We start from the raw sequence: 17,475 nt of genomic DNA, 5'->3' as shown, positions 1-17,475 counted from the left end.
ACCGCGCGGCTCGTTCGGCTTGGGCTCGATGGCGAAGCGCAGGTCGTAGCCCTGAGCGGTGACCCGCCATCCGTGGTGCGGGCGGCCCCTTCGGGTGTTGCCGGAGCAGCCCCGTCCGTGGCGGCGGTGCGCGGCCCAGGAGACCGCGGCCGGACTGTGTCCGCGGCGGCGGCGCCCGGCCGTGAGACCCGGTCGGCGGCGCCCGTGCCGTGCGCAGCCGACGGCCGGAAGGGCCCCGGCACTTGGCCCACACGGGCATTTTGCCCAGCTGTAACGCCAACGGGGGACTGCTTTGCGGCCCCGCAAGTGTTTACGTGGTGTTGGACATTCCGGGATCCCCGTCACGGAGGTGTGCGCCATGGCCGACACCGCGCCGCGGTTGATGAGCCTCGTCGAACAGTTGCTGGGAGTTCCCGTCCCGGTGCGCATTCGCGCCTGGGACGGTTCGGAGGCCGGCCCGCCAGGGGCTCCGGCCCTCGTGGTGCGCAACCGCCGCGCTCTGCGCCGTCTGCTGTGGAAACCGGGAGAGCTGGGTCTGGCCCGGGCCTGGGTCGCCGGGGACCTGGGTATCGACGGCGATCTGTACACCGCCCTCGACCTCATGGCCGGCCTGATCTGGGATCGTGGGGAGGACGCCCGCTCCCTCGCCCGGGCCGTGCGCGACCCGGAGGTCCGCGCCGCCGCCGGCGGCCTCGCCAAGCTGGCCGGCTTCTTCCCGCCGCCCCCGCCGCCCCGCGAGGAGGTCCGTAAGGCCCGAGGCCATCTGCACACCCGGCGCAGCGACAAGCGAGCGATCAGCCACCACTACGACGTCGGGAACGACTTCTACGAGATCGTCCTCGGCCCGTCCATGGTGTACTCCTGCGCCTACTGGGCCGCGCCCGACGGCACCCTCGAGGACGCCCAGCGCGACAAGCTGGAACTGGTCTGCCACAAGCTCGGCCTGAAGCCCGGTCAGCGTCTTCTCGACGTGGGCTGCGGCTGGGGTTCCATGGCCCTGCACGCCGCCCGCGAGTACGGGGTGAGCGTCGTCGGTGTCACCCTCTCCCAGGAGCAGGCCACGTACGCCCGAAAGCGGGTCGCCGACGAGGGCCTCTCTGATCTCGTCGAGATCCGGGTCCAGGACTACCGCGATGTGGTCGACGGCCCGTACGACGCGATCTCCTCCATCGGGATGGCCGAACATGTGGGCGCGGAGCGGTATCTGGAGTACGCCCGCGACCTGTACGCCCTGCTGAAGCCCGGCGGGCGGCTGCTCAACCACCAGATCGCACGGCGGCCCCGACGGGACGAGTCCTCGTACTCCGTCGACGCGTTCATCGACGCGTACGTCTTCCCGGACGGCGAACTCGCCCCCATCGGCACCACGGTGACCCAGCTGGAGCGCGCCGGGTTCGAGGTCCGCGACGTGGAGTCCCTGCGCGCGCACTACGCCCTCACCCTGCGCCGCTGGGTCGCCAACCTGGAGGCCGAGTGGGCGCAGGCGCAGCGGCTGACCAGCCCCGGGCGCGCCCGCGTCTGGCGGTTGTACATGGCCGCGTCCGCGCTCGCGTTCGAACGCAACCGCATCGGCGTCAACCAGGTGCTCGCGGTACGGACCCCGGAGTCGGGTGCCTCCGGGCTGCCGCTCCGTGCCCGCGCCTGGCAGGAGTGAGCCTCGCCCGTACGACGAAGGCCCCGTTCCGCCGAGGAACGGGGCCTTCGTCCGCTGCGGCTACTCCGACTTGATCGCCGTCAGCATGTTCAGGCGGGCCGCGCGCCGGGCCGGCCACAGTGCGGCCAGCACACCGACCGCTGCGGCGAGAAGGAGGAAGAGGGCCATCCGGGCCCAGGGCAGGACCAGTTCGTAGGTCGCCAGCTTGGTGCCGAGCAGTTCACCGGCCGCCCAGCCGAAGAACACGCCCAGACCGATGCCGAGCACACCGCCGAAGAGCGAGATGACCAGGGACTCCAGGCGGACCATCCGCTTGATGCCCTTGCGGTCCAGGCCGATCGCGCGGAGCATCCCGATCTCCTGCGAGCGCTCGAAGACCGACATCGCCAGGGTGTTGATGACGCCGAGGACGGCGACGATCACGGCCATGGCCAGCAGTCCGTAGAGCATGTTCAGCATCAGGGTGAACACCTGACCGATGCTGTCGGAGATGTCCTTCTTGTCCTGGACCTTGATCGCAGGGTTGTCGCCGAGCGCCTTCACCAGGGTGTCCTTGGCCGAGGTGGTGGCGCCTCCCGACGTCTTGACCATGACCTGCATGTCGGACGGGTCGCTCTGGTGCGGGGCGAGCGTCGCGGTGTCCAGCATGATGCCGCGCATCATCTCGGTGCTCTGGTAGATGCCGGCGACCGTCAGCCGCTGCCTCTTCCCGTCCTCGTAGGAGACCGTGAACCGGGAGCCCGACGTCCAGTGGTGGGACTTCGCGGTGTTGTCGTCGACCACGACCCGGGGGCCGCCGACCTCGAAGGCGCCGTGGTCGAGCGTCAGATCGGTCAGCTCGCCGATGGTGGCGCCGTCGACGCCGGTCAGGAACTCGGTCTTGCCGTCGATGCGCGAGGGCGCGTTGCGGAGCGGGCTGGTCGCGGTGACGCCGTCGGTCGACTTCAGCGTCTTCTCGACGTCGGGCGAGAGCTCGTTGCCGTTCGCCATCGAGACCACGTAGTCCGCCTTGAGCGCGGAGGACGCCATCTTGTCGATCGCGTTCTGGAGGCTGCCCGCCATCACCGTCAGGCCGGTGATCAGGGTGAGACCGATCATCAGGGCGGAGGCGGTGGCCGCCGTACGGCGCGGGTTGCGCACCGAGTTCTGCCGGGCCAGCTTCCCGGCGACCCCGAAGACCCGCATGAGGGGCGCGGCGGCCGCGATCAGCGGGCGGGACAGCAGCGGGGTGAGGACGAAGACGCCGATCACGAGGAGCGCCGCACCGAGGCCCATCGGGGCCTGCCCGTCCGAGCTGTTCAGGGTGGTGGCGTACAGAACCGTGGCGACGCCGGCCGAGGCGAACAGGGCGCCGAAGGTGTTGCGAAGCACCAGGGACCTGGTGGTCGCCTTCGCGTGGACGCTGCTCATCGCGGCGACCGGCGGGATCTTCGCGGCACGGCGCCCGGGCAGCCAGGCGGCGAGCATCGTGATCAGGATGCCGACGGCGAGGGCGGTGGCGACGGTGCCCGGGCTGATGACGAGCGGGCCGTCCGGAACGCTGCCGCCGAGCCCGCCGACCAGCGAGCGCAGCCCCGCACCGACGCCGACGCCGGCCACCAGACCCGTGACGGCCGCGACGGCGCCGACCACGAACGCCTCGATGAGCACGGAACGCGTGACCTGCCGGCGGGACGCACCGACCGCGCGCATCAGCGCGAGTTCCTTGGTGCGCTGGGCGACCAGCATGGTGAAGGTGTTGGCGATGATGAACGTGCCGACGAACAGCGCGATGCCCGCGAAGACCAGCAGCGCGGTGCGCATGCTGCTCGTCGCCTGGGAGATCCGCTGGGCCTGGTCGTCGGCCAGCTGCCGGCCGGTGGTGGTGGAGGCGGTGTCCTTGGGGACGATCTCGTCGAGCGCGTTGCGCAGCGCGATCTGGGTGGTGCCGGGGGCGGCCTTCACATCGATCTCGTCGTACGAGCTGTCTTTGTGGAACAGGTGCTGGGCGGTGGCCGTGTCGAAGAGGGCGAGGCTGCCGCCGGCGGCGACATTGCCGTCGTCGGTGGTGAAGATGCCTGTGATCCTCGGCGTCAGGACGGGGCCGTCGATCGACAGCCGTACGGTGTCGCCGACCTTGTACCCGGCGCGCCTGGCGGTCTCGGAGTCGATGAGGACCTCGTTCTGCCCCTTCGGGGCGTGCCCGCTGGCGATCGGATACCGGGGGTCCTCGGTCCCCCAGTAGTTCCCGCCCTGGGACTGGAAGCCGCCGCCGATGAGCTTGCCGTCCTTGTCGGCGATGGCGGTGAAGCCGCCGACGACACCGATGGCGGTGCCGGCGCCCGGCGCCTTGGCGGCCTTGTCGAGGAGGGCCTGCGTCAGCTTGGGCTCCTTGCCGACCTTGTCGCCGGTGTCCGCGCGGCCCTCCGGCTGGATGGCCACGTCGACCTGGTCGAAGCCCTTGGCGGAGCTCTTCTGGTAGGCGTCCGAGATGGTGTTGGTGAACACCAGGGTGCCCGACACGAACGCCACGCCGAGCATCACGGCGAGCACGGTCATGAGCAGCCTGGCCTTGTGCGCGAGCACGTTGCGCAGGGCGGTACGGAACATTTCTCTCTGTCCAGGGCTGGGGTACGGATGGGGCCGGCGCTCCTGTCGGGCCTGTCCGGCGATGCGGGCGAGACCGCTCAGGGCGAGGGGGTTCTGGGGGCGGAGCGCCCGGGCCGGGGCGCACGGGTCTCAGCTCGTGCGGCCCTTGGCGTCGAACCGCTTCATCCGGTCCAGCACCGCCTCCGCGCTCGGCTCGTACAGCTCGTCCACGATCCGTCCGTCCGCCAGGAAGATCACGCGGTCCGCGTACGCCGCCGCCACCGGGTCGTGGGTGACCATGACCACCGTCTGCCCCAACTGCCGTACGGAGTTGCGCAGAAAGCCCAGCACCTCCGCGCCGGAGCGCGAGTCCAGGTTTCCGGTGGGCTCGTCGCCGAAGATGATGTCCGGCTTGGACGCCAGCGCCCGCGCCACCGCGACGCGCTGCTGCTGACCGCCGGACAGCTGCGCCGGCCGGTGGCTCAGCCGTCCCGACAGGCCGACCATCTGGATCACGGTGTCCAGCCAGGCCTTGTCCGGCTTGCGGCCCGCGATGTCCATCGGCAGCGTGATGTTCTCCAGCGCGGTCAGCGTGGGCAGCAGGTTGAACGCCTGGAAGATGAAGCCGATCTTGTCCCGGCGCAACTTGGTGAGCTGCTTGTCCTTCAGCGCGCCCAGTTCGACGTCACCGATGCGGACCGAGCCGGACGAGAAGGAGTCGAGCCCGGCGACGCAGTGCATCAGCGTCGACTTGCCCGAACCGGAGGGGCCCATGATCGCTGTGAACTGCGCCTGCCGGAAGTCGACGGTGACCCGGTCCAGGGCGACCACCTGGGTCTCGCCCTGTCCGTAGACCTTCGACAGATCCGTGGCCCGGGCGGCCACGGTGGTGGTCCTGTCTGCGAGGGGGGTGCTGGTCACGGGAGGGCGCTCCTGTCGGGACGACGACGGTGATGAGGACGTGTTCCATCGTCGTGGCCGATCGGCGGCGTGTAGTCAGCCGCTGTTCCGGTTCCCGGGGCAGTCTCCAGTCGGACCGGCCGGTGCGCCGTCATACCTGGGGATGACGGGCGCCCCTGAGACGGCACCGCGCCGAAACCGGTTGCTCACGTCATGCGTGCCGCTGCCACCGCGGTCCTTCGGGGCGGTGAAATTCCGTCATTCCGCATGCACGGGCCGTGGTCGCCCGAAAGGCTATTGGCAAGTGCGGATGGCCCGTACCGAGTGCTGATGCACCCTCAGACATCAATAAAATAAGACAACATCGCACCGACCAACCCCTGTTCGGGGGGTGCGCCCCGATAGGCTCGGAACGCTCGATGCGGCGCCCATGGCCTGCCCGGATGGTGGAATGCAGACACGGCGAGCTTAAACCTCGCTGCCCCTCGCGGGCGTACCGGTTCAAGTCCGGTTCCGGGCACCAACCGCACCTGCGACGTGAGGGTGGGCCGCCCCTGAGGGCGGAGAGGCGCCCGATCCCATTGTCCGCCGTTATGACCGACATCATCATGAGGCGCTCTCGGCCCAACTGCACCAGCCTCTGAGTGAACGTTTCTGCCCGATCTGCGGCCACCTCGCGATGCGGGACTACCGCCACGAGAAGTCGGGCCGAACCACTCCTTTATGGATCAACTACTTGTGGTGCGGGAACCGCCATGCATACTCGTCGTCCTTCCCCCGTTGAAAGAGGTGGCCCTCCGGCGGTCTCTCGCGCGTCGGGCCGGTGGTGCGCCGACCGCGTCTCGCACGGGGTCCGGCGCACCACCGGCCGACTGCTCACCGGCTCGCTGGAGCTTCTCCGACCTTGACCGGCGTCGGATGTGTGGCCGGTTCTGGGCGGGCCGCTAGGCCTTGCAGAACTTGGCGATCGCTGCGGCTGCGCCGGAGTTGAACCCCTTCTCGTAGTTGGGGTCCACTGCGACCAGGCCCTGCTGCGGCGCCTGTGCCTTGCAGGTCTGCTTGGCGGTGTTGAAGCCGTCCGTGAAGCCCTTGGCGAACTGCTGCTGGGCGTTGGACTGTTCGGCCTGCTGGACCGTGCCGCAGGAGAGCTTCGATCCGCCCTGCTCCTGCATGGTCACAGGCCCGCCTGAGGCAGAGACCGTGAGCGTGCCATTGATGCCTCCGTCGGCCGTGGCCGTGAAGAAGGCCGTGAAGCCGCCCTGCTTGACGCTGACGTCCGCCCCAGGTGTGAGCCCCTGTCCGATGATGTTGAACCGGTCGGGCTTCTGGGCGTCTTGTGTCACATGACAGGTGGCCGATGGTGTCAGGGCATGGGCGGTGCCTGCCATCAGGGGCAGCGCGCCGAGTGCCAGTGAGGACACCGCGATGGGTGCCAGTGCGGCGAGGCGAAAGCGTCCGTTCAATGTTCTGCCTTCCCTTCAGGGCATACGGAACCACATGCAGGTTGGGAGGTTCGAACGCGCGAGACGGGCGCGAATGATGATGCGGCTCCACGCCTGTACGGCGCGGTCTCACCGCCCGGAGCTGTGAGGCCGGGAGAGTTCCCGGGCGACCCCCTGCACATGGGCTCCGCATCCGATGACGGCCACTGCCCACCAGGCGGTGGCCTCGGTCGCGTCCATGCTCTCGCAGCCGTATCCCGCTCGCGACTTGAGAGGATACGGAGCGTAACGAGCCCCACGTCGGAGGCTCTTGGGGACCGTGTTCACCGGACATGCGCCATCGGCGGCGCGTGTGCGGTCCTGGCCGGGCGGGAAGCTCGCCGAGGAGGCCTCGCAGAAGCGGGAGTTCCGGCCGTCCGGCTCGTCCGGCGACCGCGGGGCAGGGGCTCGCGCGCACCGGCCTCTGTCGTGCCGCCCCGGTTGTGTGGGGCGGGACACCGTTGACAGCGAGCCTTTTGCGGTCGGACACTCGGCTTTCGTATGGCGAAGTAAGTTTCACCAGGCGAACAGCCTGCGATCGCGGAACAATCCGGCTTCGGCCGGGCCCCGGGGCGGCCCGGGACAACGTACGAGCGCAAAGGGGCGTCGGGATGCGTACCACGGTCGGCATCATCGGAGCGGGACCCGCCGGGCTGTTGCTGGCGCGGCTGCTGCGCAACGCGGGCATCGACTCCGTCGTGCTGGAGGGCCGGGACCGCGCCTACGTCGAGCAGCGCCAGCGGGCCGGAATCCTGGAGCAGGGCACCGTGGACGTGCTGCGCGCGGCCGGGGCGGGCGAGCGCATGGACCGCGAGGGGCTGCGCCACGACGGGATCGAGTTGCGCTTCGCGCGCCGCCGCCACCGGATCGACTTCCCTGCCCTCACCGGCGGCAGCTCCGTGATGGTGTACGCCCAGACCGAGGTCTGCAAGGACCTCATCGCGCTCCAGCTCAAGGAGGGCGGACCGCTGTTGTTCGAGGCGGAGGCCCTCGCCGTCGAGGACGCGGCCACGGACCGGCCCCGGGTCCGCTACCGCAGCGAAGGCCGTGAGGACGTCCTGGAGTGCGACTACGTCGTCGGTTGCGACGGCTTCTGGGGCGTGTCCCGCAGGGCGGTCCCGGCCGGCCTGTCCCGTGTCTTCGAGCGCACCTACCCCTACGCCTGGCTCGGCGTCCTCGCGGATGTCGCGCCCTCGCACGACGAACTCGTCTACGCCCGGCACGAGCGCGGCTTCGCCCTGCTGAGCATGCGCTCCGCGTCCGTCTCCCGCCTCTACCTCCAGGTGCCGGCGGGCACGGACGCCGGGGAGTGGCCGGACGCGGAGATCTGGAACGAACTCGGGCGGCGCTTCGAGACCGCCGACGGCTGGACGCTCGACCGGGGCCCCATCACCTCGAAGTCCGTCACCCCGATGCGCAGCTATGTGCACGAGCCCATGCGTCACGGACGGCTCTTCCTCGCCGGGGACGCCGCTCACATCGTGCCGCCCACCGGCGCCAAGGGACTCAACCTCGCCGTCGGGGACGTCGTCACCTTCGCCCGGGCGCTGACCCATGAGCGGGAGACCGGCTCGAGCGAGCGGCTCGACGCGTACTCCGAGACCTGTCTGCGCCGTGTCTGGCAGGCCGAGCGGTTCTCCTACGAGATGACGACGATGCTTCACCGCGCTCCGGAGGCCACGCCGTTCGACGAGCGCATCCAGCTGGCCCGTCTGGAACGGCTCACCGCCTCGCGGGCCGCCGAGACCGATCTCGCCGGCGGTTACACAGGGTTCCCGCTGGAGTGAGCCGTCCGGGTGAGACCGGCACCCCGGTCTCACCCGGACGGCAGAGAGCGGGTCCTCCGGTCGACCCGGTGCCGACCGTCCGGCGGCCGGTGTCCGGCGGCCCGGTGGATCAGTGGCCGGTCTCGACTCTGTCCCAGGTTGGTCATGGATGAGATGGCGCCTCGCCGGGAATCAAGGGCACGCGTAGCGTGTTTCGCGCAACGACGAGGGAAAGATCCTCCTCAAGCATTAGGGTCAGTCCTTTGCCTACCTATTACTCTTGAGCCAAGGCCACGCAGGGTGGCCATGGAGGAGTGAAATGAGGAGCAGCAACCCGGTCTTCTCGCGACGGGGGTTCAGCCGCGACAACGGCTACGCGGGCTTCAACACCGCGCCGCAGGCCGGGGGAGCCGCCGCCGGCACGCAGGGCAACCCGTACGCGCAAGGCAATCCCTACGCGGGCGGAAACCCCTACGCGCAGAACCCTTACGCTCAGCAGACCCAGTACGGCGCCCCGCCGCAGGCCCCGGCCACCACCGGCCGGATGACGATGGACGACGTCGTCACACGTTCGGCGATGACTCTCGGCACGGTCGCGGTCGGCGCCGTCATCGCCTGGGCCGTTCTTCCGATCTCGTCCACCAGCTACGGCCTGGCGATCGGCTCCGCACTCGTCGCGTTCGTCCTGGCGATGGTGCAGTCCTTCAAGCGCACCCCCACGCCCGCGCTGATCCTCGGGTATGCCGCCTTCGAGGGTGTCTTCCTCGGCGTGATCAGCAAGATGTACAACGCGCAGTGGTCCGGCGCCCCCTTCCAGGCCGTTCTCGGCACGATGGCCGTCGCCGGCGCCACCCTGCTCGTCTACAAGGCGGGCTGGATCCGGGTCACCGCGCGGTACGCGCGGATCGGCATGGCCATCGCCATCGCCTTCATCCTGGTCATGGCGGTCAACCTGCTGCTGGTCGCCTTCGGGATCGCCCCCGACGGCGGACTGCGCAGCACGGGCCCGCTCGGCGCGATCGTCGGGATCATCGCCATCCTGATCGGCGCGTTCTTCCTGACGCTCGACTTCAAGCAGATCGAGGACGGCATCGCCTACGGCGCGCCGCGCGAGGAGGCCTGGCTGGCCGCGTTCGGCCTGACCCTGACCCTCGTGTGGATCTACGTGGAGATGCTGCGACTGGTCGCGATCTTCAGCAGTAACGACTAGCCGCTGCGCCGCACTGCGTCGAAGGGCCCGCGAACCACGGTTCGCGGGCCCTTCGACGTACGGATTTCCACGGAGAACGCGTTCGCGGTGCGCGCTCAGAGCAGTTTGCGCGCGGCCCTCCTCAGGTCGTACTCGTGAATGATCGCCTTGGCGTGGCCGTATGCGAGATTGTGCTCGTGGCGAAGCCAACTGACCTTCTCCTCGAAGCAGAGAGAGGGGCCTTCGGCGACGGTGCGCAACCAGTCGGAGACTTCACGACCGGTGCAGTGGGGGATGCGGGCGAGCAGATTGCGATGGGTCTCCTCGGAGAAGACTTGGGACATCGGCGCCTCCGGACGCACTCGACGAAGCCGGTCCTTCAGGTCACCGTGCCTGAGTGTTCGCCTGTTGGCAACAGTCGTGCCACGACGCGTAGTCTCACGGCGTGCTTGATACGACGCCTTTGACCCGGGCCGTGGATCACTTCGCCGACCGTCTGCGGGCCGCTCCCCAGAGCCGCCTGCAGCGGAGCGCGGCGGCCGAAGCACTCGCTCTGGCCAGGGAGTTGGCGCGCCGCGCCCAGCTTCTCGAGGACCCGTCGGCCGAGCCGCGGGAGATGCCGGACGCGGGTATGTTCGCGGCCGCGGACCAGATCACCGTGGCCGGGCACGATCTCGCACTCGTCCTGAAAGACACGGCGGGACTCGGCGAGGCGGTGGCACTCGTGGAGGAGGCACAGAAACGCGCCGGGGTGTGACACCCCGCCGCACAGGTCCGTCCCACGGGAACGGCACGACGCGATCCGTCCTTGCGGGGACCGGTCGCCGAGAGCACCCGGCGAGGCCGTCCGCGCCTACAGGGAGGCGATGACGCGGTCCGCGAGGACGTAGACGTTCTCTTCGCCGCACCCGAACGTCAGCGCGTACGCGCCCGACACGCCGGAGCCACCGAGCAGGACCGGAGCTTCGCCGTCGATCAGGGCCGCGGCCAAGCGTTCCGCCGTCTCGCGGTGGCCCGGAGTCATGCACAGCGTCGTGCCGTCGGTGAAGACGTACACGTCGAGGGTGCCCAGCGGTCCGGGGCGGACGTCGGCGAGTTCGGTCCGGGCTTCGGCCAGCGCCTCGAGGCAGGCGACCGTACGCTCGTGGTCGTTCACCACGGGCGACGGGGACGGTACGAAGTCGGGGTGCGACGGGTGCCGACGGCGGGCGGCGGCCAGTTCGGGGGAGTCTCCCCCGGCGAACTCGCTGTCCTCGGCCGTGGGCTCGGTCACCGGCTCCAGGCTGTCGTGCTCCAGGCCCACGAAGTCCGACTGGCGGGGCAGGAACAGATCGGTGTCGGGCAGCCCGAGCAGGGTGGGCGCGTCGGCGATGTCACGGGCCTCCTGGGCTGCCCAGAACGCGCGCGCCTCGGCCAGTTCCCGCTCCCGCTCGTCGGCGAGCGCCTCGGCGACGGCCGCCCGTATCTCCTCCGCGTCAGCGGTCGAGCGGGCTGCGGGCACGAATCCGCGTGCGTGCGCGCTACGGCTCTCGGCGAGCTGGGCGTGCAACGCCGCGACCTGTCGGCGCAGCGCCCGCACGCTGAGCAGGACGGCGACGCCCACGCCCGCGGTGGCGGCCGTGGCGAGCAGCAGAGCTATCGGCATGGCGCTCACTGACGTACTCCCGATTCAAAGTCGACCCTCGACTTCCTACATCAGCTTGAAGGGTGGACTATCCATCTGTCAGTGCGTAACGTCACGAAACGGACAGGAGGTCTGCCCTGGGGATGGCTGACGGAGCAACTCTGACCTGCGTAAACCTCGTCCAGAGGGAGATAGGTCACATCCTGGGGGAGATTCGATCACAAAACGGCCCGAAGCCCTGAGGGAAACGGGGCTCCGGGCCGTTGCGCGAGGGCGCTAGGCGGTCAGCTGAGGCGCTCGATGACCATCGCCATGCCCTGGCCGCCGCCGACGCACATCGTCTCCAGGCCGAACTGCTTGTCGTGCCACTGGAGCGAGTTGATCAGCGTGCCGGTGATACGGGCGCCGGTCATGCCGAAGGGGTGGCCGACCGCGATGGCGCCGCCGTTGACGTTCAGCTTGTCCAGCGGGATGCCGAGGTCGCGGTAGGAGGGGATCACCTGGGCGGCGAAGGCCTCGTTGATCTCGACGAGGTCGATGTCGTCGATGGTCAGGCCGGCGCGCTTGAGGGCCTGCTTGCTGGCCTCGACGGGGCCGTAGCCCATGATCTCGGGGGAGAGGCCGGAGACACCGGTGGAGACGATCCGCGCCAGCGGCGTGAGCCCCAGCTCCCGGGCCTTGGTGTCGCTCATGATGACCAGAGCGGCGGCGCCGTCGTTGAGCGGGCAGCAGTTGCCCGCGGTGACGCGGCCGTCGGGGCGGAAGACGGGCTTGAGGCCGGCCACGCCCTCCATGGTGACGCCGGGGCGCGGACCGTCGTCCTTGCTGACGACCGTGCCGTCCGGGAGGGTCACCGGGGTGATCTCGCGCTCCCAGAAGCCCTTCGCGATGGCCTGCTCGGCGAGGTTCTGCGAGCGGACGCCGAACTCGTCCATCTCCTCGCGGGTGACGCCCTTCAGCAGGGCGAGGTTCTCGGCGGTCTGACCCATCGCGATGTACGGGTCGGGCAGCAGACCGTCCTCGCGCGGGTCGTGCCACGCGTCGCTCCCGGACTTGGCGACGGCGGCGGTGCGGGACTCGGCCTCGGCGAAGAGGGGGTTGTGGGTGCCCGGGATGTCCGAGGTGCCGTTGACGCTGCGGCTGACCATCTCGACGCCCGCGGAGATGAAGACGTCGCCCTCACCGGCCTTGATGGCGTGCAGGGCCATGCGGGAGGTCTGCAGGGAGGAGGAGCAGTACCGGGTGATGGTGCAGCCCGGGAGGTGGTCCATCCCCATCTGCACGGCGACGATACGGCCGAGGTTGTGGCCCTGCTCGCCGCCGGGGAGGCCGCAGCCGAGCATCAGGTCGTCGATGTCCTTGGGGTCCAGCGCGGGGACCTTGTCGAGGGCGGCCTGGATGATCGTGGCAGTGAGGTCGTCCGGGCGGAGGTCCTTCAGGGAGCCCTTGAAGGCGCGGCCGATGGGCGAGCGGGCGGTCGACACGATGACGGCTTCAGGCATCACGGCTCCATACGAGGGAAGGCAGGGCTGTCGGGGAAGTTACCCGTACGTACGGTGGAGGTCACGAGCACGGGGGTGTGACTCCGGCCGCACTTTTCTAAGCGCTTGCTTTTTCCTTGGCGGCTTCAACGGTACCTCCGCGTGCCCGAGTCGAGAGGCGTACGGGCGTGCAGCAGGCGTCTTCGGAGCCGCTGCCCCGTGCGCGACTCTCCCCGAGCGGCTGTCCCCGGGCCACCGGCCCCAGGCTCGCCCCCCGGACGAGCCGTGTCCGGGGGTGGGCCTGGGGCCGGGGCGCAGCCCTCAGGGCGTGGGTTCGGCGGCCGTGGCCGGGGTGTCCTCCGGGGCGGGGAGGTGGCGACGACGGCGGCGTTTGAGCAGGGCCCAGGGGCCCCGTGGGCCCGTCGGCATGGCGGCCGTGACCTCGGTGCCCGCCTCCGAGGCGGCCTCGGCGGCGGCGCGGGCCACCGGCAGGAAACCCTCGCGACGGGACGCGTCCGGACGCTCCTCCTCGGCGGGCCAGAGGCCCAGGGCGGCGCAGACCGTCGGCAGGACCGCCATCGCGGCCGTGGCGTAGCCCTCCGCCGAGGGGTGGTAGTTGTCCGGGCCGAAGAGCTCGCGGGGATTCGCCTCGAACTCGGGACCCAGCAGGTCGCCCAGGGACACCGTGCGACCGCCCTGTTCGACGACTCCGATGGTCTGGGCGGCCGCGAGTTGGCGGGAGGCGCGGCGGGCGAGCCAGCGCAGCGGTTGCTGCACCGGTTCGATCGTGCCGAGGTCGGGGCATGTGCCGACCACCACCTCTGCCCCGGCCGTGCGCAGCCGGCGTACCGCCGACGACAGGTGCCGCACCGAGCGGGTGGCCGGCATCCGGTGGGTGACGTCGTTCGCACCGATCATGATCACGCAGATGTCCGGAACCTGGTCCTGGTCCTCCAGGGTCAGCGCGACCTGCCGGTCCAGGTCGTCGGACTGCGCTCCCGGGAGCGCGATGACGCGCAGGTCCACGGGGCGTTCCGCCACCGCCGCGAGACCGGAGGCCAGCAGGGCGCCCGGTGTCTGGCGGGAGCGGTGCACACCCTGTCCCGCGGCCGTGGAGTCGCCGAGCATCACCAGTCGCAGCGGCGGTTCGTCGAGGGCGGCGTAGCCTTCTCCCCTTCCGGTCCGGCGTGCGCGAGGGGAGTCCCAGCCGTACAGGCCGTTCGCACTCGGAGGGTGCGGGCTGTTGCCGTTGCCCACATGACGCTTGGCCATCTGCACCTCGGCCAGCAGCAGACCGACGGCGGCCGCACCGACCAAGCCGATTCCGCCACCGCCGTACGCCGCGCCCGCCGCGATGCGCCGGGCCACCCTCGCCCTAGACATGCTCGACATGCGTCGCCGCCACCTCCTCATAGCCGTACACAGTGCTTGCCCCGTACGCCCTGTCGTCCAATCTCAACCGGACGTGAACGCCCGGGACGGCCCGCTCCTGCGGACCGCCCGGTAGCCCTTACGCTGGCGGAACCACCACGACCACTTCTTTTGCAGCAACCGGAGACAACGGTGCAATTCCACGACTCGATGATCAGCCTGGTCGGCAACACCCCGCTGCTGAGGCTCAACCGCGTGACCGCCGGTATCCAGGCGACCGTGCTGGCCAAGGTCGAGTACTTCAACCCCGGCGGTTCCGTGAAGGACCGCATCGCCCTGCGCATGATCGAGGCGGCCGAGGAGAGCGGCGAGCTCAAGCCGGGAGGCACGATCGTCGAACCGACCAGCGGGAACACGGGCGTGGGTCTCGCGATCGTGGCCCAGCAGAAGGGCTACAAGTGCATCTTCGTGTGCCCCGACAAGGTCTCCACGGACAAGATCAACGTGCTGCGCGCGTACGGCGCCGAGGTGGTCGTGTGCCCGACCGCGGTGGCCCCGGAGCACCCGGACTCGTACTACAACGTCTCCGACCGGCTGGTCCGTGAGACGCCCGGCGCCTGGAAGCCGGACCAGTACTCCAACCCGAACAACCCGCTGTCGCACTATCACTCCACCGGACCCGAGCTGTGGGAGCAGACGGAGGGGAAGATCACCCACTTCGTCGCCGGCGTCGGCACCGGCGGGACCATCTCCGGTACCGGGCGCTACCTGAAGGAGGCCAGCGGCGGCCGGGTCAAGGTCATCGGCGCCGACCCCGAGGGATCGGTGTACTCCGGCGGGTCCGGCCGGCCGTATCTGGTCGAGGGCGTGGGCGAGGACTTCTGGCCGACCGCGTACGACCCGGAGGTCCCGGACGAGATCGTCGCGGTGTCCGACAAGGACTCCTTCCAGATGACCCGGCGGCTGGCGAAGGAGGAGGGGCTGCTGGTCGGCGGCTCCTGCGGCATGGCGGTCGTGGGGGCGCTGCGGGTCGCCGAGCGGCTCGGCCCCGACGACGTGGTGGTCGTCCTCCTGCCCGACAGCGGCCGCGGCTACCTCAGCAAGATCTTCAACGACGAGTGGATGGCCGACTACGGCTTCCTTGAGGACGCCGGCCCGAACGCCCGCGTCGGCGACGTGCTGAGCGACAAGGAGGGCGGTATCCCCACCCTCGTCCACATGCACCCGGACGAGACGGTGGGCCAGGCCATCGAGGTGCTGCGCGAGTACGGCGTCTCGCAGATGCCGATCGTCAAGCCCGGTGCCGGTCACCCGGACGTGATGGCCGCCGAGGTCGTGGGCTCCGTCGTCGAGCGCGAGCTGCTGGACGCGTTGTACACCAAGCGCGCCTCGCTCGACGACCCGCTGGAGAAGCACATGTCGGCGCCGCTGCCGCAGGTCGGTTCCGGCGAACCGGTCGGGGACCTGATGTCGGTGCTCGGTACCGCTGACGCCGCGATCGTCCTCGTCGAGGGCAAGCCGAGCGGCGTGGTGAGCCGGCAGGACCTGCTGGCGTTCCTCGCCAAGGGGGGAAAGCAGTAGCGAACGCCCGGTGAACCGGCCGTGTCGCCGGGGAACGTGCGGTGACGTGTGGGGACACGGGCCTTTCGGAAGTGGTACGAGCGCGACACGTTCGCGCAGCACACACTTAACACGGGTCCGGCACATTAGTCGGTGTCGGCAGGCGGGAGCGGCTCCCCGCCACCGCCGGCGACGAAACGGCGCCAAGGACCTCCGGAGCGGCTCCCGGACCTCCATGGACGCCACGGACGCGCAAGCCCGGCCCTGACCCGGCCCGCGTCCCTCGCGGGGACCGCCGTCGTCCCGCCCCCCGGCAACGGGGGTGCGGCGGTCCCCGTGCATCTCTTTTTCAGCGCACAGGCGCATGCCGTTCCCGGTGGACGCGCGCATCTCCTTTCCGGCGCACGCGCGCGTCGCCTACCGGGTGCACGCGCATCTCTTTCCCGGCGCACGTCAGCCGCGGTGGCCGTCGCCCGGCCACCGCGGCTGACGTGCGCCCTGCCGCGGGCGCAGACCACCGGATCAGTTCTCCCAGTCGCCGTCCTGGCGCGACTTGCGGCGGCCGCCGAAGAGCCCGGGGGTGGTGCGGGCGGCCTGCACGGCGTTGACGCCGACGATGCCCGCCCAGCTGATCAGCAGGCCAGGTAGATGGGCGGTACCCGCGCCGATCGCCGACAGCGGGATGGCCAGCACCAGCGACACGATGCCGAAGCCGAAGCGCTCGCCCCAGGAATCCGTCGCCCGTGGTGACCGCGAGCCGCGCGCCACCACCATCTGCTGCTCGGCCAGCTGCCGCCGCACCTGGCGGTCGATCGCGGTGTCGATGCGCTGGTCGACCTTCTCCAGGAAGGAGTCGACCAACGCCGTCTCGTACTCCTCGCCCAGTTCCCTGCGGGCCTGCAGGGTGGCGTTGAGTTCCTTCTTGAGGTCGGCGTCCCGCGCGTCCATTCCGCTCATGCGACACACGTTAGGGAGCCGGACCCCGCTCCGCACTGGGGGTAGCCCCCCTTTTCCTGCTGGGGTCCGCCGGGCTCGGCCGGGACGCGACGGGACTCGACGAATCGGATCAGGGTCCCTTGCCTGGCCTGCATATCGTCATGCAGAGTTCTAGGTGTCTGAATAGCTTGTCGATGGTCCGGCATGATCGCTGGTTGCTCATGGTCGGCAAGCGAGATCCGATGTCCGGATTGGTGGGTGTCCGCGGGTGATGTCGTCACGGATCGTGGACGGGGCGCTGAACAGCGCCCATGACGTCGTGGTCCTCGACGGATGCGGCATGGGCGTCGCCGATGTCGTGCGCCTCGCCGACGCTTCCGCGCGGCCCGTCCCCGGCACCGACGCGATGAAGCGGGTGACGGAGTCCTGGGACGCCGCCCGGCGGATCGCGGCGACCGGACGTGTGTACGGCCGCTCGACAGGCGTGGGCGCGAACCGCACCGAGGACGTGCCGACGGACGCCGCCGCCGGGCACGGACTGCGCCTGCTGCGCAGTCACGCGGGCGCGATCGGCGCGGAGCTGCCGGCCCGTCAGGTCCGGGCGATGCTGGCCATACGGGCCAACCAGCTGCTCGCGGGCGGCGCCGGTCTGCGGCCCGGCGTGGTCACGGCGTTGTGCGAGGCCCTGGAGAGCGGGGCTTATCCGGTCGTCAACGAGTTCGGGTCGGTGGGGACCGGCGACATCGCGGCGCTGGCGCAGGCGGGCCTGGCGCTCGCCGGCGAGCATGCCTGGAGGGGGAGGGGCGCGCCGGAGCCCCAGGCGGTGGACAACAACGACGCCCTCGCCTTCATCAGCAGCAACGCCCTCACCCTCGGCCAGGCCGCGCTCGCGCTGCACGAGCTGCGCGGGCTGATCGGTGCCACCCAGGTCGTCGCCGCGCTCTC

14 protein-coding genes and 1 tRNA gene are annotated in these 17,475 nt (G+C 70.3%); 7 read left to right on the top strand and 8 right to left on the bottom strand.

Going from position 1 to position 17,475, the window contains the following annotated elements; translation table 11 throughout:
• Nucleotides 1-358: 358 nt before the first annotated feature.
• Nucleotides 359-1,654 carry a cyclopropane-fatty-acyl-phospholipid synthase family protein gene (locus ABZ904_RS46910; RefSeq protein WP_360997858.1) on the top strand — a complete coding sequence of 432 codons (1,296 nt, stop codon included), beginning with the start codon at nt 359-361 and terminating at the stop codon, nt 1,652-1,654.
• A gap of 60 nt (nt 1,655-1,714) precedes the next feature.
• On the opposite strand, the gene ABZ904_RS46905 is transcribed toward ABZ904_RS46910, so the two are convergent.
• Nucleotides 1,715-4,243, bottom strand: a complete 2,529-nt coding sequence (locus tag ABZ904_RS46905; RefSeq protein WP_359406611.1) for an FtsX-like permease family protein — start codon at nt 4,241-4,243, stop codon at nt 1,715-1,717.
• A gap of 129 nt (nt 4,244-4,372) precedes the next feature.
• The gene (locus ABZ904_RS46900) at nt 4,373-5,143 is read right to left on the bottom strand and encodes an ABC transporter ATP-binding protein (RefSeq protein ID WP_360997856.1); all 771 of its coding nucleotides are present in this window, start codon (nt 5,141-5,143) and stop codon (nt 4,373-4,375) included.
• Between the two features lie 416 nt (nt 5,144-5,559).
• Here ABZ904_RS46900 and ABZ904_RS46895 point away from each other — a divergent pair.
• Nucleotides 5,560-5,645, top strand: a tRNA-Leu gene (locus ABZ904_RS46895).
• 421 nt (nt 5,646-6,066) lie between these two features.
• On the opposite strand, the gene ABZ904_RS46890 is transcribed toward ABZ904_RS46895, so the two are convergent.
• Entirely contained in the window at nt 6,067-6,585 is a 519-nt protein-coding gene (locus tag ABZ904_RS46890) for a hypothetical protein (RefSeq protein ID WP_359406605.1), read from the bottom strand.
• Between the two features lie 629 nt (nt 6,586-7,214).
• Here ABZ904_RS46890 and ABZ904_RS46885 point away from each other — a divergent pair.
• A complete protein-coding gene (locus tag ABZ904_RS46885) occupies nt 7,215-8,390 on the top strand; it encodes a 4-hydroxybenzoate 3-monooxygenase (protein WP_360997854.1) in 1,176 nt (391 codons plus the stop codon).
• A 298-nt stretch (nt 8,391-8,688) separates the two neighbouring features.
• Nucleotides 8,689-9,579 (top strand): Bax inhibitor-1/YccA family protein, encoded by an 891-nt coding sequence (locus tag ABZ904_RS46880; protein ID WP_359406599.1) that lies wholly within the window; start codon nt 8,689-8,691, stop codon nt 9,577-9,579.
• A 95-nt stretch (nt 9,580-9,674) separates the two neighbouring features.
• Here the strand turns inward: ABZ904_RS46880 and ABZ904_RS46875 are convergent, their stop codons facing one another.
• On the bottom strand, nt 9,675-9,902 hold the full coding sequence (locus ABZ904_RS46875) for a DUF4287 domain-containing protein (RefSeq protein ID WP_359406596.1): 228 nt from the start codon (nt 9,900-9,902) through the stop codon (nt 9,675-9,677).
• Between the two features lie 101 nt (nt 9,903-10,003).
• Here ABZ904_RS46875 and ABZ904_RS46870 point away from each other — a divergent pair, with 101 nt between their 5' ends.
• Nucleotides 10,004-10,315 (top strand): hypothetical protein, encoded by a 312-nt coding sequence (locus ABZ904_RS46870; protein ID WP_359406593.1) that lies wholly within the window; start codon nt 10,004-10,006, stop codon nt 10,313-10,315.
• Nucleotides 10,316-10,411: 96 nt separating this feature from the next.
• Here the strand turns inward: ABZ904_RS46870 and ABZ904_RS46865 are convergent, their stop codons facing one another.
• The 3 genes from ABZ904_RS46865 to ABZ904_RS46855 all read right to left on the bottom strand — a co-directional run bounded on the left by ABZ904_RS46865 (nt 10,412) and on the right by ABZ904_RS46855 (nt 14,055).
• On the bottom strand, nt 10,412-11,203 hold the full coding sequence (locus tag ABZ904_RS46865; RefSeq protein WP_359406674.1) for a hypothetical protein: 792 nt from the start codon (nt 11,201-11,203) through the stop codon (nt 10,412-10,414).
• A 263-nt stretch (nt 11,204-11,466) separates the two neighbouring features.
• The gene (locus tag ABZ904_RS46860; protein ID WP_359406590.1) at nt 11,467-12,684 is read right to left on the bottom strand and encodes an acetyl-CoA C-acetyltransferase; all 1,218 of its coding nucleotides are present in this window, start codon (nt 12,682-12,684) and stop codon (nt 11,467-11,469) included.
• Nucleotides 12,685-12,984: 300 nt separating this feature from the next.
• Nucleotides 12,985-14,055, bottom strand: a complete 1,071-nt coding sequence (locus ABZ904_RS46855; protein ID WP_359411865.1) for an SGNH/GDSL hydrolase family protein — start codon at nt 14,053-14,055, stop codon at nt 12,985-12,987.
• Nucleotides 14,056-14,226: 171 nt separating this feature from the next.
• Here ABZ904_RS46855 and ABZ904_RS46850 point away from each other — a divergent pair, with 171 nt between their 5' ends.
• Nucleotides 14,227-15,615, top strand: a complete 1,389-nt coding sequence (locus tag ABZ904_RS46850; RefSeq protein WP_359411868.1) for a cystathionine beta-synthase — start codon at nt 14,227-14,229, stop codon at nt 15,613-15,615.
• 501 nt (nt 15,616-16,116) lie between these two features.
• On the opposite strand, the gene ABZ904_RS46845 is transcribed toward ABZ904_RS46850, so the two are convergent.
• On the bottom strand, nt 16,117-16,542 hold the full coding sequence (locus tag ABZ904_RS46845; protein WP_359411872.1) for a hypothetical protein: 426 nt from the start codon (nt 16,540-16,542) through the stop codon (nt 16,117-16,119).
• Between the two features lie 259 nt (nt 16,543-16,801).
• Here ABZ904_RS46845 and ABZ904_RS46840 point away from each other — a divergent pair.
• A partial coding sequence (locus ABZ904_RS46840) for an aromatic amino acid lyase (protein WP_360997849.1) occupies nt 16,802-17,475 on the top strand: 674 nt, incomplete at its 3' end.

This window comes from Streptomyces sp. NPDC046900 (assembly GCF_040644975.1).
Lineage (GTDB): Bacteria > Actinomycetota > Actinomycetes > Streptomycetales > Streptomycetaceae > Streptomyces.
Note: the sequence above shows the minus strand (reverse complement) of the source record. Positions and strands in the feature narration are given on the sequence as shown.